23 protein-coding genes and 1 other annotated feature are annotated in these 22880 nt (G+C 32.5%); of the genes, 3 read left to right on the forward strand and 20 right to left on the reverse strand.

The features are described from left to right. Positions 1-38 precede the first annotated feature (38 nt). From B5E58_RS01570 to rlmD, 8 genes are all read right to left on the reverse strand, one after another. The gene (locus tag B5E58_RS01570) at positions 39-1175 is read right to left on the reverse strand and encodes a BMP family ABC transporter substrate-binding protein (RefSeq protein ID WP_088107920.1); all 1137 of its coding nucleotides are present in this window, start codon (positions 1173-1175) and stop codon (positions 39-41) included. After that, on the reverse strand, positions 1172-2494 hold the full coding sequence (locus tag B5E58_RS01575) for an amidohydrolase (protein ID WP_088107921.1): 1323 nt from the start codon (positions 2492-2494) through the stop codon (positions 1172-1174). The genes B5E58_RS01570 and B5E58_RS01575 overlap by 4 nt, the downstream gene beginning before the upstream one ends. 190 nt (positions 2495-2684) lie before the next feature. Next, positions 2685-3683: a hypothetical protein gene (locus B5E58_RS01580; RefSeq protein ID WP_088107922.1), complete on the reverse strand. Its 999-nt coding sequence runs from the start codon at positions 3681-3683 to the stop codon at positions 2685-2687. Positions 3684-3849: 166 nt separating this feature from the next. Next, the gene (locus tag B5E58_RS01585) at positions 3850-4200 is read right to left on the reverse strand and encodes a hypothetical protein (protein ID WP_088107923.1); all 351 of its coding nucleotides are present in this window, start codon (positions 4198-4200) and stop codon (positions 3850-3852) included. After that, complete coding sequence (locus B5E58_RS01590) at positions 4193-4552, reverse strand: PqqD family protein (RefSeq protein ID WP_088107924.1); 360 nt, start codon at positions 4550-4552, stop codon at positions 4193-4195. The genes B5E58_RS01585 and B5E58_RS01590 overlap by 8 nt, the downstream gene beginning before the upstream one ends. A 74-nt stretch (positions 4553-4626) precedes the next feature. Further along, the gene (locus B5E58_RS01595; RefSeq protein WP_088107925.1) at positions 4627-6519 is read right to left on the reverse strand and encodes an OPT family oligopeptide transporter; all 1893 of its coding nucleotides are present in this window, start codon (positions 6517-6519) and stop codon (positions 4627-4629) included. Positions 6520-6548: 29 nt separating this feature from the next. After that, positions 6549-8009 (reverse strand): aminoacyl-histidine dipeptidase, encoded by a 1461-nt coding sequence (locus tag B5E58_RS01600; protein ID WP_088107926.1) that lies wholly within the window; start codon positions 8007-8009, stop codon positions 6549-6551. Between the two features lie 193 nt (positions 8010-8202). Next, positions 8203-9561, reverse strand: a complete 1359-nt coding sequence (rlmD, locus tag B5E58_RS01605) for a 23S rRNA (uracil(1939)-C(5))-methyltransferase RlmD (protein WP_088107927.1) — start codon at positions 9559-9561, stop codon at positions 8203-8205. A gap of 134 nt (positions 9562-9695) precedes the next feature. Here rlmD and B5E58_RS01610 point away from each other — a divergent pair, with 134 nt between their 5' ends. The 3 genes from B5E58_RS01610 (at position 9696) to ilvB (ending at position 12722) form a co-directional block, all read left to right on the forward strand. Beyond that, positions 9696-10154, forward strand: coding sequence for a S1 RNA-binding domain-containing protein (locus B5E58_RS01610; protein ID WP_088107928.1), 459 nt, complete (start codon positions 9696-9698; stop codon positions 10152-10154). Positions 10155-10420: 266 nt separating this feature from the next. Then, positions 10421-10653, forward strand: a binding site (T-box leader). Between the two features lie 110 nt (positions 10654-10763). After that, positions 10764-10991: a hypothetical protein gene (locus tag B5E58_RS01615; RefSeq protein WP_088107929.1), complete on the forward strand. Its 228-nt coding sequence runs from the start codon at positions 10764-10766 to the stop codon at positions 10989-10991. Between the two features lie 78 nt (positions 10992-11069). Further along, positions 11070-12722, forward strand: coding sequence for a biosynthetic-type acetolactate synthase large subunit (gene ilvB / locus B5E58_RS01620; protein WP_088107930.1), 1653 nt, complete (start codon positions 11070-11072; stop codon positions 12720-12722). An 84-nt stretch (positions 12723-12806) separates the two neighbouring features. Here the strand turns inward: ilvB and B5E58_RS01625 are convergent, their stop codons facing one another. The 12 genes from B5E58_RS01625 to B5E58_RS01680 form a co-directional block, all read right to left on the reverse strand. Next, positions 12807-13805 carry an NAD(P)H-dependent glycerol-3-phosphate dehydrogenase gene (locus tag B5E58_RS01625; protein ID WP_242956568.1) on the reverse strand — a complete coding sequence of 333 codons (999 nt, stop codon included), beginning with the start codon at positions 13803-13805 and terminating at the stop codon, positions 12807-12809. A 13-nt stretch (positions 13806-13818) separates the two neighbouring features. Further along, positions 13819-14448, reverse strand: coding sequence for a glycerol-3-phosphate 1-O-acyltransferase PlsY (gene plsY, locus B5E58_RS01630; RefSeq protein ID WP_088107932.1), 630 nt, complete (start codon positions 14446-14448; stop codon positions 13819-13821). Further along, positions 14448-15770, reverse strand: a complete 1323-nt coding sequence (gene der, locus B5E58_RS01635) for a ribosome biogenesis GTPase Der (protein WP_088107933.1) — start codon at positions 15768-15770, stop codon at positions 14448-14450. Before der ends, plsY begins: the two co-directional genes overlap by 1 nt. A 3-nt stretch (positions 15771-15773) precedes the next feature. Further along, positions 15774-17096, reverse strand: a complete 1323-nt coding sequence (locus tag B5E58_RS01640) for a DUF512 domain-containing protein (RefSeq protein WP_088107934.1) — start codon at positions 17094-17096, stop codon at positions 15774-15776. Positions 17097-17127: 31 nt separating this feature from the next. Further along, the gene (pgeF, locus tag B5E58_RS01645; RefSeq protein ID WP_088107935.1) at positions 17128-17937 is read right to left on the reverse strand and encodes a peptidoglycan editing factor PgeF; all 810 of its coding nucleotides are present in this window, start codon (positions 17935-17937) and stop codon (positions 17128-17130) included. Between the two features lie 17 nt (positions 17938-17954). Then, positions 17955-18308, reverse strand: a complete 354-nt coding sequence (locus B5E58_RS01650) for a YraN family protein (protein ID WP_088107936.1) — start codon at positions 18306-18308, stop codon at positions 17955-17957. A 9-nt stretch (positions 18309-18317) separates the two neighbouring features. Beyond that, positions 18318-19088 (reverse strand): ribonuclease HII, encoded by a 771-nt coding sequence (locus tag B5E58_RS01655; protein ID WP_088107937.1) that lies wholly within the window; start codon positions 19086-19088, stop codon positions 18318-18320. A 281-nt stretch (positions 19089-19369) separates the two neighbouring features. Further along, positions 19370-19729 carry a YlbF family regulator gene (locus tag B5E58_RS01660; protein ID WP_088107938.1) on the reverse strand — a complete coding sequence of 120 codons (360 nt, stop codon included), beginning with the start codon at positions 19727-19729 and terminating at the stop codon, positions 19370-19372. A gap of 4 nt (positions 19730-19733) precedes the next feature. Further along, positions 19734-21404: a ribonuclease J gene (locus B5E58_RS01665; protein WP_088107939.1), complete on the reverse strand. Its 1671-nt coding sequence runs from the start codon at positions 21402-21404 to the stop codon at positions 19734-19736. Positions 21405-21768: 364 nt separating this feature from the next. Further along, positions 21769-22074, reverse strand: a complete 306-nt coding sequence (locus tag B5E58_RS01670) for a DUF1292 domain-containing protein (RefSeq protein WP_088107940.1) — start codon at positions 22072-22074, stop codon at positions 21769-21771. Positions 22075-22101: 27 nt separating this feature from the next. Further along, entirely contained in the window at positions 22102-22524 is a 423-nt protein-coding gene (gene ruvX / locus B5E58_RS01675) for a Holliday junction resolvase RuvX (RefSeq protein ID WP_088107941.1), read from the reverse strand. A gap of 15 nt (positions 22525-22539) precedes the next feature. Beyond that, complete coding sequence (locus B5E58_RS01680; RefSeq protein WP_088107942.1) at positions 22540-22800, reverse strand: IreB family regulatory phosphoprotein; 261 nt, start codon at positions 22798-22800, stop codon at positions 22540-22542. Positions 22801-22880: the final 80 nt, after the last annotated feature.

The raw sequence follows: 22880 nt of genomic DNA on the forward strand, positions 1-22880 counted from the left end.
AGCTGTCGCATTACTGCAACAGCTTTAAAATATTTCAATTACTGAGCACTGTTTATAATTTCTTTTAATGTTGCTTCGTCCATACCATAAGCAGTACTTACAGTTACTTCACCATTTAATATTTTCTGTTTTGCATCTTCAACGCTATTTCTTATATCTTCAGGAACAACTGATTTATAAATATCATTGTCTGCAATTCCAACTGCATTTTCAGCAAGTCCAAGCTGTTCATATGTTCCATAAGGAAGTGTTCCCTCAAGTTCTTTTTCTATTGAGTTGTAAATACTTGTTCCAACACCTTTTATTGCAGAAGAAATGATGTAGTTTGCTTCATCTTTTCCTTCATAAGCAAGAGCCTGGTCAGAGTCAACACCGATTACATATTTCTGACTTTCTGCACCAGCTTCAATAACACCAACAGAAGCAGGACCAGCTGCAACGAATACACAGTCAGCACCACCTGAGTACTGTGTAAGAGCAAGCTCTTTAGCAGTAGCAGAGTCTGTATATGAACCTACATAAGATACAAGAACTTTTATGTCAGGGTTCATAAATTTTGCACCTTCAATATATCCTACAACAGAGTCATTTATAACAGCTGCTGTATCTTTAGCACCAACAAAACCTATTGTTGCTTCAGGATTAGCAAATTCCATGTCTGATGTTGTAACACCAGCAGCAAGAACACCTGCAAGGAAAGCAGCTTCGTTCTGTTTGTAGCTCATTGAGTAAACATTTTCAAGTCCAAGAGAATAGTCAACATCTGTGTCAAATATGATATATTTCTTTTCTGGATATTGTGGAGCAACTCTTTCAAGGTTTTCTTTCATATCCCATGTTCCAACGATAATTACATCAGCATCAGAATCAGAAGCATCTAAAAGTGAGCCTTCAAATTTTGTTTTATCGTTACCCATTTCAATCATTTCAACTTCACATTTGTCACTTAAATCAGCTTTAATTTTTTCCATACCTTCCTGAGCAGAGTCATTAAAAGCTTTATCTCCAAATGAACCTGTAACAAGAAGACTTACTTTTAATTTGTCTCCTGTGTTTTCCTCTGTTGTTGTTCCAGCATTGTTATCTTCAGTAGTTTCTGTTTTTCCACCACAACCTGCAAGCATTGAAACAACCATTAAAGCCATTACAAAACCACTTAATATTTTTTTCTTCATAGTATCTCTGTCTCCTTTTTATAAATAGTTGATTTATTAAGATTATCCAGAAGTTCTAGATAATTTTCTTTACTCATTACAGGTTTAAATCTTTCTTTTATTGAATAGGCTTTTTCTCCTCCATTAGAAAGAAGGTCTATAATAGTATCAGCAAAATAATGAGCTGGTACTTTATAAGCCTGTTCATAGTCTGCTGTTTTAAAGTCAACACCATGCATTGTTCCTGTAAAACCTGCCACACCAATTTCAACAGTAGGCCACATCATAGATATATCACCCATATCACCTGAAGCAAATCCATGAGTTCCCTGTGCAACCCATTCTGGTCCCATATATTTTAAAATATGCTCTTTAACAAGCTCTGTAAGGTTTTCGTCTTGATGAAGTGGGAAATATCCCGGTGTATCCTGAATTTCAACATCACAGCCAATAGCATAAGCTCCAGCTTTTATAGCTCTTTCAACCTTTTCATTAGTTTCAAATATAGCATCTACTGTTTTTGCTCTTACATACATTTCAAGCTGTGTTCTTGAAGGAACTGTGTTTACAGTTTGTCCTCCCTCTGACATAACGAAATGAACTCTTATAGCATCTTCTTCTTTAAATGTCTCTCTAAGGAAATTAATACCAGACATAGCAAGATTAGCTGCATTTAAAGCATTTACACCACCAGCAGGATTACTTCCAGCATGGGCAGCTTTTCCATAGAATATAACTCTCTTACCAATAAAACCATTAAGTCCTGCACCTATCTCAGCATGATATTTTTCCATATCAAGACCCATAGCATGACAAGAAAGAACTATATCAACATCATCAAAAATTCCAAGGGAAATCATCTCCTGTTTTCCTGAGGGGTGGGATATTTTTCCCTCTTTTATAAGATTTTTTCTGTAATCCATATCACAGAATTCTTCAGCAGGAGTTACAACAAGGGTAACTTTTCCACAAAGTTTATCAAGAGTATTTGCCTCTTTAAGGGCAACAAAAAGACTTAACATAACCCCAATTTGAGCATAATGACCACAAGTATGGGCAGCATTATCATCTTTATTTGCGTAAGGGTGGTTAAGTGTTGGCACAGCGTCAAGCTCACATATAAGTGCAATATGTGGTCCTTCTTTTCCTGAGTCAATTTCTGAAAGTATACCTGTATAGGCACAGTCTCTGTACGGAATACACGCCTTTTCAAGAACATCTATAACTTTTTTCCTTGTATTAAACTCTTTGTAACCAAGTTCAGGGTGTTTATATATGTCCTCGCAAAGATTGATAATACTTTCAAGTTGTTTGTCTAATATACCATGAATGTCCGTCATATCAACCCTCCATATTAAGTTACACTAATAAAAATAAGCTTATTTTTTCACTATAATATTATTTTATTATCCCATATATCAAAAAAATTTACAAGATTATTTCACAAATTGTATTTAAAATTAAAAATACAAAATATGCAAATTTTGTCTTTTTTGGAAGGACACAAGTAATTTTATAAAAAATATGTTATTAGTCAAGATAATAAGTATAATTTGTTGTAAATTTAGAACCTGTTTTATCCTCAAACACTGTAACAACATAAATCATAGGTCTTAAATTTAAGTCCAACTGCTTCTCTGCACTTTGGCTGTAAACTTTATAATTTTCAAATCCCTCAAGAGCTTTTTTCTTTGCGTTTTCAATTTCTCCTTCAGAAACATCATTTCCATTTATAGTTATATCTTTACCATTAATATTAAAATCTACTATTTTATTTACGTATTTAATTCCATCATTACTTATAAACACCATTAAATCATTCTGTGTTCTAAAACCTTTATAATAAAGGGAATATATAACTCTGTAATCTCCATTTGAGCCTTCACTCTCTATGTCTTCAAGTTTACAATTTTCATTAAATCCCTGTGCATTTTTAGCTAAGTACTCTGTAAGAGCCTGAACATCTCCCTCTTTAGGATTTATATTAAGTTTTTCATTTATTTCTATAAAAACATTTGATGAATTTGTATTATTGTCATTGTCACTATCCAAATTAATAGTTATCTTATTTTCATTACCATTCCAAATACAATCATAACCTATAATATCTGAAAAATCCCTTATAGAAAAATAATTGTTACCATCTATATTATAAGCTTCAAGATTTCCAAATCTTTTTGCATCTATAAACACACTTTGAGAAGATTTAACAGCATTTTTAGAAATATTTTCGATATGTGACATTTTATCACTGCTATTTTTTGAAGTATCAACATTTATTTCATTTGTTCTACTATCATACTCAACATAAAATTCCATTATTATTCCCATGTCTCTAAGTTTAAAATAGTTTTTACCATTTATATTATAGGCACTCATATTTTCAACTTTTGTTTCCACACCATTTTTAATAATATAAAGATTGTTGTTAGAAGGTAATGCTAAATATGTACTTTGACCATAAGCGTTATAGCATAAACTTCCTATTACAATAGTAGAGGCAAATAATTTAAACATATTTTTAATCATCAAAAATCACTCCTTATAAATATGTATATATCATACTTATAATATACCCATAAAATATGCTACATTCAATTAAAGTAATAAATATTTAATAAAATAATAAGATTTATAAAAAACGGCAGATAAGCTGAATTAAACAGCTATCTGCCGTATTTTTTTCAAATTAATGTTATTTTCCATATAAAGTATAAAAAGTTTTACCCTTCTTTTTTTCTTCTTTTACAATTTTTTGTTTTATCATATAAGGAATTAAAGAATCAACAAACAAAGAAGGCTCTGTAACTCCCATTCTGTCTTTAGAAAAAGGCTGTGAAACCCATATATCTTTCACAACAATTTCCATATCTTCTTTTGTCATTTCACCTTTTTCATTAAGTGCTTTTTTTATTTTTGATATACCCTTTGCTGAAAGCATATTATTAAGGTCAGTAGTTTTTCTCTGAGCTCTCCACAATCCCCAAGTGTAAATAAAAGCTGTTATAACAGCAAACATCAATACATAAGGCACATATTTAAACATTATTTTCACCTTTCCAATGTATAATATTGTTATCTTTCATTATTTCCAAAAACTTTATTAATCTTGATAAAGATTTTTCCATGCCAGGAAATTTTTGTTCCATCTCCAATGAAATATCATATACAGTTTTATTATCATCAATGGCAAGCCATACAAAAGTACCATATTCATCTAAATCTATATCGCTAACTCTTGGACGATTAAAAAATTTCTGAGCTATCTTATAATAAAAGCCCTTCCACTCTATTAATAATACAGCTTTTCCATCATCGTTTATTGAATATTCTATATCTTTATTTCTTACAGGTATAAAATCCATATAATTCTTTGATTTTTTTTTATTTTTAGGCATAAAATATCTCCTTTAAAATATTAAAAATTTTAAATAGTACAGCCTGCTATAAGGCAGGCTGTAATTTTTAAAAATTATTTACTTGATTTTTTGCTTTTTGAAACACAAACATAAACAAGTGAAAGAAGAAGAAGTATAAATACTACAATACTTCCAATCTGTCCTATTGAGAATTTATCAGATATATCAACATCAATATAGAAGAATGCGAGAAGGGCAAGTATTACACCCATGAGACCTTCTCCAGCTATAAGACCTGAAGTATATAATATACCTCTGTCAACAGCCTCTTTCTTTTCTTCCTCTGAACCTTTGCGACTTTCAACAATATATCTAATAATACCACCTGACATAATACCAGCATTTAAGCTGAATGGAAGATACATACCAACAGCAAATGGAAGTACAGGTATCTGTAATATTTCAATAACAATAGCAGCACATACACCGATAAGTATTAAAGCCCAAGGAAGTTCAGCGTTCATAATACCTTCAACAAGCATTTTCATCATTGTAGCCTGTGGAGCAGGTATTTCATTTGAACCAAATCCCCAAACTTCACTTAAAAGATATAATACAAAACCGATAGCAGCTGATGAAACAACAACACCAAGCATTTCACCTATCTGCTGTTTTTTAGGTGTAGCACCTAAAATGAAACCTGTTTTAAGGTCCTGTGAACAGTCACCAGCAATAGCTGCAATTATACATATAATAGCACCAATTGATATAGCACCCATCATACCTGTTACACCAACTGTTCCAGTAGCTTTTAATAAAAGTGTTGCAATGATAAGTGTTGCAATAGCCATACCTGAAACAGGGTTGTTTGATGAACCTATAAGACCAACCATTCTTGATGATACAGTAGCAAAGAAGAAACCAAATACTACTATTATAATAGCACCAATAGGGTTAACAGGGAATACAGGAAGTATCCATATTGCAAGAGCTATTACTACAACAATAATAAGAAGTAAAGGCATAGGTAAATCCTGTTCTGTACGAAGTGAAGCATTTGCTGCATGGTTTTTCTTCATGCTTGACATTGCCTGTCCAAATGTCTTTACAATTAATGGAAAAGTCTTTATAAGACTTATTATACCACCGGCAGCAACAGCACCAGCACCAATATATTTAATATATGTTCCCCAAATTGTACCAGGGTCCATAGTTGAAATAGGAACAGCTCCTGGGAAAATTATTGCATCTCCACCAAAAAGAGCAATCATAGGCATAAGTACAAACCAGCTTAATGTACTACCAGCAAGCATATAGCTTGAAATTTTAGGACCACAGATATAACCAACACCAGTAAGGGCTGGAAGAACCTGTATACCAATCTGTGAACCAGCATATCCTTTTATTGCATATCCTACTTCACTAGGGAATATTTTCGCACCATCAGCAATTAATTTATAAAGTGCTGAAATACCAAGACCAGCAAAAACTGTACCAGCTTTGCTACCACCTTCCTCACCAGCAAGAAGAACCTCAGCACAAGCTGTACCTTCTGGGAAAGGAAGTGTTCCATGTTCCTCAACAATAAGAGCCTGACGAAGTGGAACCATGAAAGCAACACCTAAAATACCACCTACAAGAGCAATCATAAATATTGTGATAACACTTGGAGGGTCTATAACTCCCTCTTTTGCCCAAAGGAAAAGAGCTGGAAGTGTGAATATTGCACCAGCAGCAACAGATTCACCAGCAGAACCTATTGTCTGTACAAGGTTATTTTCGAGAATAGAATCTCTTCTTAATATTATACGAATAATAGCCATTGATATTACGGCAGCAGGAATTGACGCAGAAACAGTCATACCTACACGAAGTCCAAGGTATGCATTTGCAGCACCAAATACTATTGCAAGGAATATACCTATAAGTATAGATGTTACTGTAAATTCTGGAACAACTCTGTCAGCCGGTATATACGGCTTGAAATCATTTTTATTGTTTGACATTTTTTTCTCCTTTTTTACATAAATAATTGTTAATTTTCTGACATATATTCTAATACACTTGAAAGAAGTTTATAAAATCTCTCAACAGAGTCAAGAGGAAGTCTCTCATCTGGTGTATGACAACCATATATGTCTGGACCAACTGCTATTGCATCAATATTATCAATTGCATCAGAAAAAAGACCACATTCAAGACCTGCATGAATAGCTTCTATTCTAAGGTCTTTATCAAAAAGATTTTTATAAACATTACAGAATACATCTCTTACAGGAGACTTTTCTGCATAACTCCAGCCTGGATACTCTCCATCAATACTTTTTTCAAATCCAAAAGTATCAAAAAGTATTCCCAAAACTTCTTTTGTATCTTCTTGGAGAGAAGCAACAGAAGAACGTGGAGCAAAAATAAGCTTAGCTTCACTATCTTTCAACTGAGCAATGCCTAAATTTAAAGAAGTTACAACAAATCCATTCATATTTATATTGCGACTTCTTATACCATTAGGTGCAAGTCTTATTGCATTTATAAAAGAATTACTATCTTCTTTTGATACTGCAAAACATTCTTTTTCTTCAGTTAATAAAGTTTCAACTTTAAAATCAGCCTCGTAAGGACAAATTTCAGATTTTAAAAGCTCTATAATACTATTTAAAGCATTTTCTCCCTTTTTAGCTTCTTCTAATGATGAAAACATAATCTGTGCTTTACACTCTCTTGGAATTGCATTGTCTTTTGTTCCGCCTTCAAAAGAAACAATATTACAATCTGCTACTTTCATTATTTTATATATAATTCTAGCCATCAAAATATTAGCATTGTTTCTCTCTTTATCTATGTCCATACCTGAATGTCCACCCAAAAGACCTGAAACCTCTATTTTCAGAATAACCCCTTTTTTTATTTCGCCTGAAATCTCTTTTGAACCGGTATATCTCAAACCACCTGCACAGCTTACAGTTGCAACACCTTCTTCTTCAGAATCAAGGTTTATCATTGTTCTTGCTGATATTTTTGTCTTATCAAGAGCCACAGCTCCCAAAAGTCCAATTTCCTCTCCTGTTGTGAACACACACTCCAAAGGAGGATTTTTCAAATTATTATCATCAAGCACAGTCAACATAAGTGCAACAGCAATACCATTATCCGCACCTAAAGTTGTACCATCAGCCATAAGCATTCCATCTTTTACATAAAGTTTAAGACCATCTTTCATAAAATCATGTTCAACATCAACACGTTTCTCACATACCATATCAACATGACCTTGAAGCATAACTGCCGGTTTATTCTCTGCCCCCACAGAAGCTTGCTTTTTTATTATTACATTAAAATCTTTATCCTGATAATATTCAAGATTTCTTTTTGTAGCAAAATCTACCAAATAATCACTTATGCCCTTTTCATTTCCTGAACCTCTAGGAATAGAGCTTATTTCTTCAAAAAAATGAAAAAGCATTTTTGGTTCATAGCCTTCAATTTTAAATTCCATATATAACACCTCCTTCTCTAAATAAAAAGCAAACTTCTATATTTTATCACTTTTCCCTACTAAATTCAATTAAAGTCTATGTTTATCCATAAAAAACCTTATTTTTTACACATATAATACCATTTATATTATATTTGTTGTAAAATAATAATAAAAAAAGAGAACTTAAAAAGTTCTCTTTTTTTATTTATAATTATATACGAGATAAAAGTACTACCGTCTCAACATGAACAGTTCTTGGGAACATATCCATAAGTTTAACTTTTTTAGTCTTATATCCACTTTCCTCAAAAATCTGTAAATCTCTAACAAGAGAAGTTGGTTTACATGAAACATAAACTATTTCCGGAGCACCAAAATCAATAATTTTTCCTATTGCTTTAGGATGTATTCCATCTCTTGGAGGGTCAACAATTATAATATCTGGTTTATCTGTAAGTTCATCAACTTTTTTAAGAACGTCTCCAGCTATAAACTCACAATTTGAAATGCCATTCATTTTTGCATTTTCATTGGCAGCCACAACAGCTTCCTCTACAATCTCAATTCCTATAACTTTCTTTGATTTTTCTGACATAATCTGACCTATTGTTCCTGTACCACAATAAAGGTCAAAAACAACTTTATTTTCAGCATCTCCCGCAAAATCTCTAACTATTGAATAAAGTTTTTCTGCGCCCTTAGAATTTGTCTGGAAAAATGAGAATGTTGAAACTTTGAAATCTAAATCAAAGAGTTTTTCCATAAAATAATCTTTTCCATAAAGTACCTCTGTTGAGTCACTTTTTACAACATCAGCAAGTCCATCATTTATTGTGTGAAGTATACCACATATACTTCCTTCAAGTTCTGTTTCAAGCAAAGCATTTTTAAACTCATCTCTGCTAAATGTATATTCACTTGATGTAACAAGATTTATAAGTATCTCACCATAAGCCTCACTTTTTCTTACAACAAGATGTCTTAAAACTCCTTCATGTCTCATTTTATGATAAAAAGGAACGTTTCTTTCCTTAAAGAAATCTAATACAGTTTTTATTATACTTATAAAATCTCTGTCAACAATATTACAATCTGTTAATGTCACAACTTCATAATAACTCATTCTTTTTCTCATTCCAAGAGCAAGGTCTCCACCTTTTTCCTCATCACCGAATGAAAATTCACACTTATTTCTATAACCTTCTAATTTTGGAGAAGGCTCAATTCCAAGATATTCAAAGTCTGTTATATTGCCATCTTTAAAGAGTTTTAAAACCTGATTTTCTTTAAGTTTAAGCTCATCATCATGTTTAAGCTGCTGATATGTGCAACCTCCGCAAAACTCAAAATGTGGACATTTAGGTTCTATCTCGACAGGAGATTTTTCTAAAACTTCAAGAAGTCTTCCTTCAACACTGCTTTTTTTCTTTTTATTTATTCTAGCAGAAACTTTCTGTCCCGGAACTGTATTTTTTACAATAATATTTGTATCTTCAAACTTTCCTCGTCCTTTATTTGGAAAAAGAACTTCATCAATGACTATTTCAACAATATCATTTTTTTTAACCATAAATACCTCCAAACTTAACATCACTTTATTGAATTTTAATAAAAATTGTGCTATACTAATACATCATATTTATGAGAATATCCGTCGGATTTCTCCAACACAAAATTATTTATATATAGGAGTTGTTTTATTTAATGTCTGAAAAATTAGAAATCGGTGCAATTGTTGAGGGTAAAGTTGTTAGAATAAAACCTTTTGGTGCAATTGTTTCCATTGATGGCAAAACTCAAGGTCTTGTACACATATCTCAGATTTCAAACAGTTTTGTACAGGATATAAATGAGCATATCGCCGTTGGCGACACTGTAAATGTAAAAGTTCTGTCAGTTGACGAGGAAACAGGAAAAATTTCTCTTTCTATAAAAGAAACTCTCCCTCCTCCTCAGAAACCTTCAAAACCTCAGCAGAACTTCAAAAATCGTGAACACAAAAATAATTATGAAAACAGAGGTTCAAATAATCCAAGCAACGAATATTTCCAGCCACAGCCTGCTGTAACAGCTTCTTCTGACTTTGAAGATAAAATGAAAGAATGGCTTAAACAGGCAAATGAAAAACAAGCTGGTCTCAACAAAAGAGCAAACAGAAGATAAATAATAAAATTCGCTGAAATAATCAGCGGATTTTTTTATTTTTCCTATATATTCAATCACATAATTCTATCATTAAATATACAATTTTTCAATAAACATAGCTTTCATTTAAACCATAGTATTTTAATAATACTTTGTATAAAGTATATAACAAATACAGAATACAGTATAATTTTTAGTAAAACATTCTACTGGAAATTTTTTGATGTATTTTAAAAAATACTATTGACAAATCTTTTTTTTGGTTTTATACTTGTGTCATACAAACAAAAGCGAAGACGGAGACAAAAGTATCCCCTATGCGTACAGAGAGTCGGTATTTGGTGCGAGCCGATGGTTAAAGGATATGATTAATCACTCCCAGCTTCACAGCTGAACAGATTTTTTCCAATTAAGTTGTGACGTATGCCTACGTTATAAGGCTAAGGTTAAATATTGACCTGACTGAGGCGGTTTTTCCGTGAAATAGGGTGGTAACACGAAACCTTTCGTCCCTATATACAATTCTTACATTGTGTATAGAGCCGAGAGGTTTTTTTATTTCATTCTCAGGTCAACAAAATGATAATAGTAAATGATTGTTTTAAGGATATTGAGGAGGAATATAATATGTGTAGAACTTTAACTTTCAAGGTAACAAGTGGTATGGATTCAGCTGTAAGAGTAATGACAACTTTAAGAAGAAAACAATTTGACGTAAAAGAATTTTCTATGAAAGATTTAGACGAAATAAGCGTTACTTTAGAAGATATGCCTATGGAATATACAAGTTTTGATAAAGCTGTTCTCTATATGAAAAAACTTGAAGATGTTTATGATGTAAGAGAAGTATGCTAATTTGTTTTTTATAAATTTTAAAAAAAAGCTAAATTTTGGGGGAAATTTAGAGCGGAGACAGATTAAAGGAGAAAATATATGAAGCTTTCAGGTTCACAGATAATATTAAGGGTTTTAAGAGAAAAAGGAGCTGACACAATTTTCGGCTATCCGGGCGGAGCAATAATACCTTTTTTCGATGCCCTTTATGACGAAATGGATTATTTTAAAGTATATCGTCCAGCCCACGAACAAAATGGTGTTCATGCTGCTGATGGATATGCAAGAAGCACAGGAAAAGTTGGTGTATTTGTAAGTACATCTGGTCCTGGTGCTACAAACACTGTAACAGGTCTTGCTACTGCTTATATGGACTCTGTTCCTGTTCTTGTAATAAGTGGTCAGGTTCCTAATATGCTTATAGGAAAAGACAGTTTTCAAGAAATAGACGTTACAGGTATAACACTTTCAGTAACAAAACATAATTATATTGTAAGAAAAATTGAAGACCTTCAGCGTATAATCGAGGAGGCTTATGATGTGGCAGGTAGTGGAAGACCAGGTCCTGTTGTTGTAGATATACCTAAAGATGTTCTTCTTGCTACTTATGAATATGATGAAAACCACAAACAAACAAAAATTAAAAAATTTGAAAATGATTTATCAAATATAGAAAAAGCTGCTGAGCTTATAAATTCAGCAAAAAAACCTGTACTCTACTCCGGTGGTGGTATAAGAATAAGTAAGACAGATAAACTTCTTACAGAACTTGCAGAAAAAGCCTGTATTCCTGTAACAAACAGTTTTATGGGACTTGGTGCAATAGATAGAAACCACCCTCTTTCTCTTGGATTTTTAGGAATGCACGGTTCAAGAGAAACAAACATGGCTGTAACAGAGTGTGACCTTTTAATAGCAATAGGAGCACGTTTCAGCGATAGAGTTATAGGAAATCCAAACAGATTTGCACCTAATGCAAAAATAATACACATTGATGTTGACGTTACAGAGCTTGACAAAAATATTTCAAACTGTATACCTATAATGGGAGATTTTGAGACAATATTAAAAGAGCTTATTGCAAATGTAAATAAGACAGAAAGACCAGAATGGTTAAAACAGATTGAAGACTGGAAAGTTCCAAAGGGAGACAACACAACATTTGCACCAGACAACATCATAGAGACAATAAATAGTTTCTATGATGATAATACAATACTTGTAACAGATGTAGGACAGCACCAAATGTGGGCTGGTCAATATTGGAAAATCAAACACTCTAATGAGTTTATAACATCTGGCGGTCTTGGAACAATGGGATTTGGTCTTGGTGCTTCAATAGGAGCACAGCTTGGAAATCCTGACAAGAAAACTGTTCTTATAACAGGTGACGGCTGTTTTAGAATGTCATGTCAAGAACTTGTGACACTTTCAGCTTATAATGTACCTGTTAGAGTTGTAATGTTTGATAATAGAGCTTTGGGAATGGTTCGTCAATGGCAGAGACTTTTCAATGACAAGAGATATTCTCAAACTGATATAGGAGACAATGTTGATTATAAAGCTCTTGCAGAAGCTTATGAAATAAAATCATATCGTATAGACAATCTTTCAGACCTCAAAAAGGCTCTTGATGAGTCAAAAGATATAGATGGCCCTGTATATTTTGATTGTGTAATAGATAAAGATTGTAGTGTATTCCCTATGGTTCCTCCGGGAAGACCTATTGATGAGCTTTTATTAAACGACTAATATATTAATATTGCCACCAAAATTTATATCATATATTTTCCACAAAAAAAGAAGTGAGTAAAATTTACTCACTTCTTTTTTGTATTAAAAATTAATTTCTGATGTCTTTTCTCTCATCATAAGGTCAAGAACTGCTGTCTTTGTGTCTTTACCCTCAAAAAGAACTTCATTTATAGCTTTTGTTATAGGCATATCAACATCATATTTTTTTGATATGGCATAGGCTGCCTTTGCTGTATTTACACCTTCAACAACCATTTTAATTTCTTTTAAAGTTTCATCAAGGCTCTTTCCCTGTCCAAGAAGTATTCCTGCTCGTCTATTTCTTGAATGCATACTTGTGCAAGTTACAATAAGGTCACCTATTCCAGAAAGCCCTGCAAAAGTTTCAATTCTTCCACCAAGAGTAATTCCAAGTCGTCCAATCTCTGCTATACCTCTTGTCATAAGAGCTGCCTTTGTATTGTCTCCAAAACCGAGACCGTCACACATACCAGCTGCAAGAGCTATAAGATTTTTTAAAGCTGCACCAAGCTCCACTCCCACCTCATCATCATTTGTATAAACTCTGAAAGAAGGGTTCATAAATTCATGCTGAACTTCCTCTGCCGCTTCCATATTTTCAGAAGCAACAACAACAGCAGTAGGAATTTCCCTTCCAACTTCCTCGGCATGGCTTGGACCTGAAAGAGTACAAACTTCACAATTAGGTATACACTCTTTTATAACCTTTGAAAGCCTCATAAGACTTCCTTCCTCAATGCCTTTTGCAACATTAACTATAATTTGACCATCTTTTACAAAAGGTGCCATTTTTTCTGCTGTACTTCTTACGGCTCTTGAAGGCACAGCAGATATTATAATATCTGAATTTTTAACAGCAAACTCTAAGTCATCTGTAATTGTAACATTTTCACTTATAGTAACTCCCGGAAGATATTCACTGTTTTCTCTTTCTTCTTTCATTTTTTGGACACTTTCTTGTCTTCTAGCCCATATAATAACATCATGTCCATTTTTATCAAGCATTACGGCAAGGGCAGTTCCCCAGCTACCCGCACCGATAACAGATATTTTCTTCATAAAAAACACCTCACTATTTTTGTTCAACAGCCTGTTGTTGTTTTTTTGCCCCAAGTTTATTTTCATTTCCTGCAATAAGTCGTTTTATATTTTCTTTATGTCTATATAATGCAAGTATTGCAAGTATTGTACATATAATAATATGTTCTGTATCAAATTTAAGTATGTAAAGGCTTATTGGAATAGCAACAGAAAAAGCCATTGAGCCTACTGAAACATATTTTGTAAAAAGCCCTATTATACCTATGGAAAAAGAAATAAGAGTAACTCTATAATCTAAAGTTGAAAGGCATAACATCATACCTATCATTACAGCTATACCCTTCCCACCTTTAAATTTGAGATAGAAAGGAAAGTTGTGTCCCAAAACAGCTCCAACACAACCGTACATTCCCGCAATTACCCCTATTTCATCGCCAAAAATCAAACGACATATAACATAACTTATTACAGATTTCATAATATCACTTATAAAAGTTATCAAACCTGCTTTTTTGCCTAATACACGGAGGGCGTTTGTACTCCCCAAATTTCCGCTCCCGTGTTTTCTAAGGTCAACATGCATAAACTTTCCTACTATAAAAGCTGATTGTATGCACCCTATAAAATATCCTATGACAATACATATCGCTTTAAGTATCATCAGTCCTTCTCCCCTTTTTCTCTAACAACAAAATGTATAGGTGTACCAACAAAACCAAAAGCTTCTCTAAGCTGGTTTTCAATGTATCGTCTGTATGAGAAATGGAGAAGCTCTCTATCATTTACAAATATAACAAATGTAGGTGGTTTTACTCCAACCTGTGTCATGTAATATATTTTTAACTGTCTACCTTTATCAGCTGGTGGCTGCTGCATAGCCATAGCCTCAATTAAAACATCATTAAGAACTCCTGTGCTTATTCTTAAAGCATGGTTTTCATGAACAGTCTGTATAAGCTCTAACATTCTTGTAAGTCTCTGACCTGTATGAGCTGATATAAACACTCTAGGAGCATAAGGCATATAAGCAAGTTCATTTCCTATGTCTTTTAAGTATTTATTCATTGTCTTATCATCTTTTTCAATAGCGTCCCATTTATTAACTGCAACAATGGCAGCTTTTCCTCTTTCATGGGCAATTCCTGCAATTTTTGTGTCCTGGTCTGTTATACCTTCCTGTGCATCTATAACAAGTATTGCAACGTCACATCTCTCAACAGCTGCAACAGCTCTAATTATACTGAAACGCTCAATTTCTTCTTTAATCTTGCTCTTACGTCTCATTCCGGCGGTATCTATAAATACATATTTCTGTCCGTCAATTTCTATTGGTGAGTCAACAGCGTCCCTTGTTGTTCCCGGAATATTACTTACAATATGTCTATCTTCTCCAAGAATTTTATTTATAAGAGATGATTTACCAACATTAGGCTTACCTATTATAGCAACTTTTATTTCACTTTCGTCCTCTGTGTAATCTGCATCATCTGGAAAATGTTTTGTAACTTCCTCAAGAAGGTCACCAAGGCCTAAAGCCTGTCCCGCAGATATAGCTATTGGGTCACCTATTCCAAGATTATAGAATTCAAGAACTTCAAAGTTGTCCTTACGCATATTGTCAACTTTATTTACCGCAAGAACAATAGGTTTATTTGTTTTTCTAAGAATATTTGCAACCTGAATATCATCATCAATAACGCCTGTTTTTACGTCTACAACAAAAACAATAACATCAGCTGTCTCAATAGCAATTTCAGCCTGCTGTAAAATCTGTTTTAATATAATGTCCTCTGTGCCAGGCTCCATACCCCCTGTATCAATAAGTGTAAATTTTTTGTCAAGCCATTCAACATCGGCATAAATTCTGTCTCTTGTAACGCCTGGTGTATCTTGTACAATAGATATACGCTCACCTGCAAGCCTGTTAAAAAGTGTGGACTTTCCAACATTAGGACGTCCAACAACTGCAACAATAGGTTTCATTTATTAATCCTCCGTATTTAATATAGTCTTTATAAATCTGTCTCCCGAATTTGTGGAAATCTTTATTTTAATATTAAGTTCTTTTTCTATATCCTCAATTTCCACATCATCAAGAAGTGTATGTGTACTGTTTCTCAAAAGGGACTCAGGTAAAAGAAGATATTCTCCCAAATCTTTTCCCTTAAGCTGGCTTATAATATCCTGTCCTGTCAAAAGACCACATACAGTTATCATTTCACCAAAGAAATTGTTTTTTATACAGTAAACATTTATATTTAAAGAAGGGAATTTTTCCATAATTATGTCTGACAATTTTTTAATAAGGTCATAGGCTGCAACACCTGTGGCTATGGAAACACTTCTTTTGCTTTCAATATTATATTCTGTTTTTTCAATTTCGTCATTAAATTCTTTTTCAAAAAGTGACAACATTCCAACTCCGTTTTCATACTGAGCAAAATCCTCAAATATTTCAGCATCAGGAAGCTGTCTTTCTGCTTTCAAATAAAACTCATCGGCACAGTATACAAATCTTGTGCCATGGTCTTTCAAAAATTTATTCTGCCATTTTTCAACTTGATTTATAACTTTTTCTGCATCTTCCTTTGAGAAAGGTGCCATAGGATAAAGACCTTCTCTATATTTTGTAAGACCTATTGGAACAATACTCATACTATGAGCATTAGGCATAAACTTAGCACAGTCTGAAATAGTTTTATCAAGTATATCTCCATCATTTATTCCATTACAGAGTACAACCTGTAAATTCATTTCTATGCCTGCATCTTTAAGACGTTTCATAATATCAATAACTTTATCAGCATTTTTATTTTTAAGCATAGTTTTTCTAAGCTCTAAATCTGTTGTATGAACAGAAACATTTATAGGTGATAAATGATAGAATATAATATGGTTTATATCCTTCTCACTCATATTTGTAAGTGTAACATAGTTACCCTGTAAAAATGATAGTCTTGAGTCATCATCTTTAAAGTATAATGTTTTTCTCATACCCTTTGGAAGCTGGTCAATGAAACAGAATATACATTTATTTCTGCAACTTCTAGCCTCATCCATAAGACCACTTTCAAATATAACTCCAATATCTTCATCAAAATCTTTTTCAATCTCTGCCACATACTCCTCACCTTCAGGAGTTCTGAATGTCATTTCAAGGTACTCATCATTAATCTGATAGCGATAGTCAAATATATCTGTAATCTCCTCGTCATTTATGGCAACAAGGACATCTCCTGGACATATTCCAACTTCCTCAGCAATACTTCCCTTTTCAACTTTTATTACAACATTTTCATTCTTTTTCATAAAAAATACCTGCCAATACTTTTATATAAGTTTATATAAGTTCCATAACAGCAACCATACTTCCCCTAGCATTTCCCATTACTCTATGGGAATAAAAAAGCTCTGGGTTACACATAGTACATAAATCAGTAATTTCAATGTTTTCTTTTAATATACCGGCTTTCTCCATCAAAAATGCATTTACACCCCAAAGGTCAATTTTAAATTTTCCTTCTTCTGTATCTTTCTCTATAAATCTTTTTGCATTTTCTATTTTATCCATAAATTCAGAAACAACAGGCATATCAACTTGAAAACAACATTTTCCAATGGAAGGTCCTATTGCAGCCACAATATTTTCAGGTTTTGTTCCAAAGTTTTCAGTCATTTTCTTTACAGTCTCAAGGGCTATTCCATTAACAGTTCCTCTCCAACCGGCATGGGCTAAAGCTATAACTTTATTTTCAGTATCAACAAAGAAAAGAGGCACACAGTCTGCCGAAAATGTTGTAATAGCTATACCCTTTTCATTTGTTATAAGTCCATCGGTATTTTCAAGGTCATTTTCCACTGTAACACCTTTTCCAATGTCATCTTTAGTCACTATATGAACATTTGTAGTATGGGTTTGACGGCTCATAACTATGTTTTTATAATTAATTCCCGTCTCTTTTTCCATAATCTCAAAATTTTTAATGACATTTTCACTTTTGTCGCCTCTTGTAAAACTAAGGTTCATTGAACAAAATTCCCCTTCACTTACACCGCCACATCTTGTTGAAAAAAAATGTCTTACAATACCTGTTTTATTTATATTATCAAACTGTATATATTTTAAATCTCCATTTTCAATGATTTTCAAAAAACATCACCGTCCTATTAAAAGAAAGCATTTTCTATATAATTAAAGTATACATTTTTATCCAAAATCATAACCTCTGCAACATCAAATCTAAAATTTGTGTCATAAAACTGATTTTCAGATATATATAACATAGCTGTATCTTTAATATGTTTTTGCTTTCTAATATCAACAGCCTCTCTAGGAAGTCCCATAACAGGATTTATGCGGGTTTTAACCTCAACAAAGGCTATTGTATCATCTTTTTTTGCTATTATATCAATTTCACCACATTTTTTTCTGAAATTCCTCTTAAGAATTTCATAACCCTTTTTTAAAAGTTGTCTTTCTGTTACATCTTCACCAAAAGAGCCTATATTATTATTTTCCATACTATAATATTATACCTTTATGAGATTTTTAAGAAAACTTTTTCTATGTATAGGGCATATTCCATATTTTTTAATAGCCTCTATATGTTCCGCAGAACCATAGCCCTTATTTTTTTCAAAATGATATTCTGGATATAATTTTGAATACTCCTCCATCATTCTATCTCTTGTAACTTTAGCAATTATGCTAGCAGCACCAATCGAAAGACTTTTAGCATCACCTTTTATAATACCTTTCTGTTTAAATTCTATATTAGGTATAGTGACAGCATCAGCAAGAACAAAGTCCGGCTTTACAGATAAACTTTCAAGAGAATTTTTCATAGCTTTATATGTAGCCTGTAAAATATTTATATCATCAATCTCTTTAGCTGTTATAACTCCAAAAGAATAAGCAACAGCCTCTTTTATTATTATATCATAAAGCTCATTTCTTTTTTTCTCAGAAAGTTTTTTTGAGTCATTTATACCCATAATACGGCAATCTTTAGGAAGTATAACAGAAGCAGTGACAACAGGACCTGCCAAAGGTCCACGCCCCACCTCGTCAACTCCTGCAATAAACTCAAATCCTTCATTGTAAAGCTCTTTTTCATATACAAGAAGATTTTCTATTCTTTCTTTTTCAACTTCAAGGGCTTTAATTTTCTTTTTATAGCTTTCTATTATATTTATAACGCCTTTTCTCTCATCATTCCCATATTTTAAAAAGAGCATCTCTATATTTTCAATGGGACATAATTCAAATTCTGATTTTATATCACTTATTGAAACAGACATATACTCAATCCTTTCTACAAAATTATATACTTAAATGTCAACTATGTAAACATTATAAAACAAACATAAAAGACTGTATATGTTACAGTCTTTTAATTATTAATTATTATTCACATTCATAATACTCACAATATTCACCATAGTTAATAGTAAATATATCATAATCATTAATTTTATAGTAAAAATAAAGTTTATCTTTTTCAGTATCATAATAATTAATTATAAATTATATAATAACCCTCTACAATTTAATACAATTATAGAGGGTTATTAAAATACTACTAATTAATACTCTTGAAAAAATCCATATCTATTGATATATTTTCACCAAGCATTTTATAAATTTCAGAAACCAATGTAATTAATTTTTTTTCACTTTCAATGAAGTTACTGCATAATTCATTTTCTGATACTTTATCATATAATTTATCAACACGCTGTTCTTCTTCTTTAGAAACACTATTTTCAGATAATCTTTTTAATTCTATTTCTGTTTGTAAAATTCTAAAGTCATCAACGATTTTCTTAATTTCGGGATTTTCCAAAAGTTCTTTATGATATTTACAATATTCTTTATACTCTTTACTTTCATTTACAGCATTTGAAAGTTCCAAAACCAAATTTTTAATATTATTATCCAAGGCTTTATACCTCCGTAATTATAGGTAAAATCATAGGACTTCTCTTTGTTCTCTGCCACAAATAGTTTTTCAAAGTATCTTTTATAAGACCTTTTATATAACTCCAACCTGTAATATGTTTTTCTTCACATTTCATCAAAGCTTCTTGAACAACAGCCCTAGCTTCTTCCATAAGTTCCTCTGCCTCACGAACATAGACAAATCCTCTTGAAATAATATCCGGTCCAGCAAGAACCATTCCTGTTTCTTTTTCCATAGTAACAACAACTATCATAAGACCATCCTGTGACAGATGTTTTCTGTCACGAAGAACAATATTTCCAACGTCTCCAACTCCAAGACCGTCAACAAGAACTTGACCTGCCTGTACAGTACCATTTACTTTAGCATCATTCTTTGTTATTTCAAGGACATCGCCTATACTCATAATAAACACATTTTCTTTTTCAATACCCATTGAAACAGCCAAATCTCTATGGCTTACAAGGTGAACAAACTCACCATGAACAGGCATAAAATATTTAGGTTTTATAAGAGCAAGCATAAGTTTTAATTCTTCCTGTCTAGCATGACCGGAAACATGAATGTCTGCCATACCTTCATAGACAACATCTGCACCTTTTTTGAGAAGCTCATTTATAACTCTTGAAATATTCTTTTCATTTCCTGGTATAGATGAAGCACTTATTATTATTTTATCATCTGGTTTTATCTGAACTTGTTTATGTTCATTAGAAGCAATTCTTGAGAGAGCAGACATAGTTTCTCCCTGACTTCCTGTTGTTATAATAACAAGCTGTTCATCTGTATAATTTTTAATATCGTTTATATCTATCAAAACTCCTGCCGGAATACTTAAATATCCAAGCTCTGTTGATGTTTTAACAGCATTAACCATACTACGGCCTATAATTGCAACTTTTCTTTTGTATGTGTGAGCAGAATTTATAATCTGCTGTATGCGGTGTATGTTAGATGAGAATGTTGCAACCATAATTCTGTTTTTAGGAGTTTCCTCAAAAATCTGGTCAAATACACGACCTACATTTTTTTCAGACATAGTAAAACCTTTTCTCTCAGCATTTGTTGAGTCACTGAGAAGAAGTAGAACACCCTGTTTTCCAAGCTCTGCAAATCTGTGTATATCCATAATATCGCCATCAATAGGTGTATAATCTACCTTAAAGTCTCCTGTATGAACAATAACACCTAAAGGAGTTGTTATTGCAAGAGCAACAGCGTCAGCTATACTGTGATTTGTGTGTATAAATTCAACTTTAAACTGTCCAAGTTTTATCGTTTCTCCGGGTACTACTGTATGAAGGGTTACTGAATTGAGAAGGTCATGTTCACGAAGTTTGTTTTCAAGAAGTCCAAGAGTGAGCATAGTACCAAAAACAGGTACATTTATGTCCTTTAATACATAAGGCAACGCTCCTATATGGTCTTCATGACCATGAGTGAGAACAATTCCTCTGACTCTATCTATATTTTTTTGTAAATACGATGTATCAGGTATTACAAGGTCTATTCCCAGCATATCATCTTCAGGGAAAGCAAGACCGCAGTCTATAACTATAATATCGTTATTATATTCTAAAACTGTCATATTCTTTCCGATTTCCTGAAGGCCGCCAAGGGATATAACCTTTAACTTTTGTTTTTTTGAAGCCAAAAAAACACCTCCGTTTCTAAATATAAATTAAAAAAATACCAAAAATAAAACCACCGTTCGTTTTTTGTCTGCTAAATATAATTATTCCAAAAAAAATCTTTTTTAAACACAAAAAATATTCAATAAATACATCTTGAAGGGATATTACCATAAAAATTTCCGCAGATAAAATCCATGATTTCTTTATCTATAACAGCAGTCCAAACACGAAAATAAACCTGTCTTAAACAGGCTATTTTCTAAAATTAAAATATTAAATTTTCAAAATAAATTTATTCTCTGTTTTTCACCGCACATATAGAGAAAAAATCCATATTTAATATTTTAAAATATATATTTGCCAAAGTTGCCTTTGGAAAATTTCTTATTCGTCAATTTCAACATCATATTCTTCGCCCATAGCACTGAATATGTCTGCTACTTCATCAAATTCATCATCATCCTCAACAAGAGCGTATGTTACATCATCTCCTGCAAGAGAAACTTCTTTAAGAATAACAGCCTCTGACTCCTCATCGTCAATATATTCACTTTCAACAACAAGAAGGTATCTGTTTCCTTTATGTTCAGTGTTATCAATTATAGCGAATTCTATTTCTTCGCCAGTGTCTTCATCAGTCATTATAACTGTTTCAAATTCTTCGAATTCTTCTTCTTTAAAATCTGCCATATAAATTCTCCTTTGCTGTTTTATATTTTATTTATTTCCATCAAGAAAGCCCTGTAATATATGGACAGCAGCCATCTTGTCAATAACATTTTTTCTTTTTGCTCTTGAAAGGTCCGCCTCAAGAAGTGACCTTTCAGCGGCTATTGTACTCATTCTCTCGTCCCATAATATGACAGGTATATTTTGAAACCTTTTTTCAAGTCTTTCTTTAAAAGCTCTTGTTTTTTCACATCTTGGACCTTCTGTGTTATCCATGTTCTTTGGAAAACCAAGGACTATTTTTTCAACTTCATATTGTGAAATAATTTCAGCGAGACGTGCAAGACTTTTTTTGTATTCGTTCTCATTTGTTCTTCTTATTATTTCAACCCCTTGAGCAGTCCAGCCAAAAGGGTCACTTATGGCAACACCAATAGTCTTATCACCATAATCTAATCCAAGTATTCTCAAAAATATCACCTTAAATTAAAAATTTTTATCAAGATAGTCTTTTACAAGTTCCTCAAGAAGCTCATCTCTATCAAGTTTTCTTATAAGTACACGGGCATTGTCATAACTTGTAATATAAGTAGGGTCTCCAGAAAGAATATATCCAACAATCTGGTTTACAGGATTATATCCTTTTGCCTTTAAAGCAGCAGTAACCCTTATTAATATAGCTTTTGCCTCGTTCATAGTTTCTTTATCAACAGCACTAAACTGTTGTGTTGCGTTTAAGTCTTTCATATTATTTCACTCCCAACTAAAAAGCCTTTTTATTTCGCCGACTTTACTTCACAAATTATTATCCTATAAAAATAATAATA

The sequence above is a fragment of the Tyzzerella sp. An114 genome, assembly GCF_002161055.1.
In the GTDB taxonomy this organism is placed as follows: Bacteria; Bacillota; Clostridia; order Lachnospirales; family Anaerotignaceae; genus Fimicola; species Fimicola cottocaccae.

Bases quoted from the DNA above. Each gene is read 5' to 3' on its own strand.
- B5E58_RS01570 (WP_088107920.1), bottom strand. From the start codon at position 1,175: ATGAAGAAAAAAATATTAAGTGGTTTTGTAATGGCTTTAATGGTTGTT.
- B5E58_RS01575 (WP_088107921.1), bottom strand. From the start codon at position 2,494: ATGACGGACATTCATGGTATATTAGACAAACAACTTGAAAGTATTATC.
- B5E58_RS01580 (WP_088107922.1), bottom strand. From the start codon at position 3,683: ATGATTAAAAATATGTTTAAATTATTTGCCTCTACTATTGTAATAGGA.
- B5E58_RS01585 (WP_088107923.1), bottom strand. From the start codon at position 4,200: ATGTTTAAATATGTGCCTTATGTATTGATGTTTGCTGTTATAACAGCT.
- B5E58_RS01590 (WP_088107924.1), bottom strand. From the start codon at position 4,552: ATGCCTAAAAATAAAAAAAAATCAAAGAATTATATGGATTTTATACCT.
- B5E58_RS01595 (WP_088107925.1), bottom strand. From the start codon at position 6,519: ATGTCAAACAATAAAAATGATTTCAAGCCGTATATACCGGCTGACAGA.
- B5E58_RS01600 (WP_088107926.1), bottom strand. From the start codon at position 8,009: ATGGAATTTAAAATTGAAGGCTATGAACCAAAAATGCTTTTTCATTTT.
- rlmD (WP_088107927.1), bottom strand. From the start codon at position 9,561: ATGGTTAAAAAAAATGATATTGTTGAAATAGTCATTGATGAAGTTCTT.
- B5E58_RS01610 (WP_088107928.1), top strand. From the start codon at position 9,696: ATGTCTGAAAAATTAGAAATCGGTGCAATTGTTGAGGGTAAAGTTGTT.
- B5E58_RS01615 (WP_088107929.1), top strand. From the start codon at position 10,764: ATGTGTAGAACTTTAACTTTCAAGGTAACAAGTGGTATGGATTCAGCT.
- ilvB (WP_088107930.1), top strand. From the start codon at position 11,070: ATGAAGCTTTCAGGTTCACAGATAATATTAAGGGTTTTAAGAGAAAAA.
- B5E58_RS01625 (WP_242956568.1), bottom strand. From the start codon at position 13,805: ATGAAGAAAATATCTGTTATCGGTGCGGGTAGCTGGGGAACTGCCCTT.
- plsY (WP_088107932.1), bottom strand. From the start codon at position 14,448: ATGATACTTAAAGCGATATGTATTGTCATAGGATATTTTATAGGGTGC.
- der (WP_088107933.1), bottom strand. From the start codon at position 15,770: ATGAAACCTATTGTTGCAGTTGTTGGACGTCCTAATGTTGGAAAGTCC.
- B5E58_RS01640 (WP_088107934.1), bottom strand. From the start codon at position 17,096: ATGAAAAAGAATGAAAATGTTGTAATAAAAGTTGAAAAGGGAAGTATT.
- B5E58_RS01650 (WP_088107936.1), bottom strand. From the start codon at position 18,308: ATGGAAAATAATAATATAGGCTCTTTTGGTGAAGATGTAACAGAAAGA.
- B5E58_RS01655 (WP_088107937.1), bottom strand. From the start codon at position 19,088: ATGTCTGTTTCAATAAGTGATATAAAATCAGAATTTGAATTATGTCCC.
- B5E58_RS01670 (WP_088107940.1), bottom strand. From the start codon at position 22,074: ATGGCAGATTTTAAAGAAGAAGAATTCGAAGAATTTGAAACAGTTATA.
- B5E58_RS01680 (WP_088107942.1), bottom strand. From the start codon at position 22,800: ATGAAAGACTTAAACGCAACACAACAGTTTAGTGCTGTTGATAAAGAA.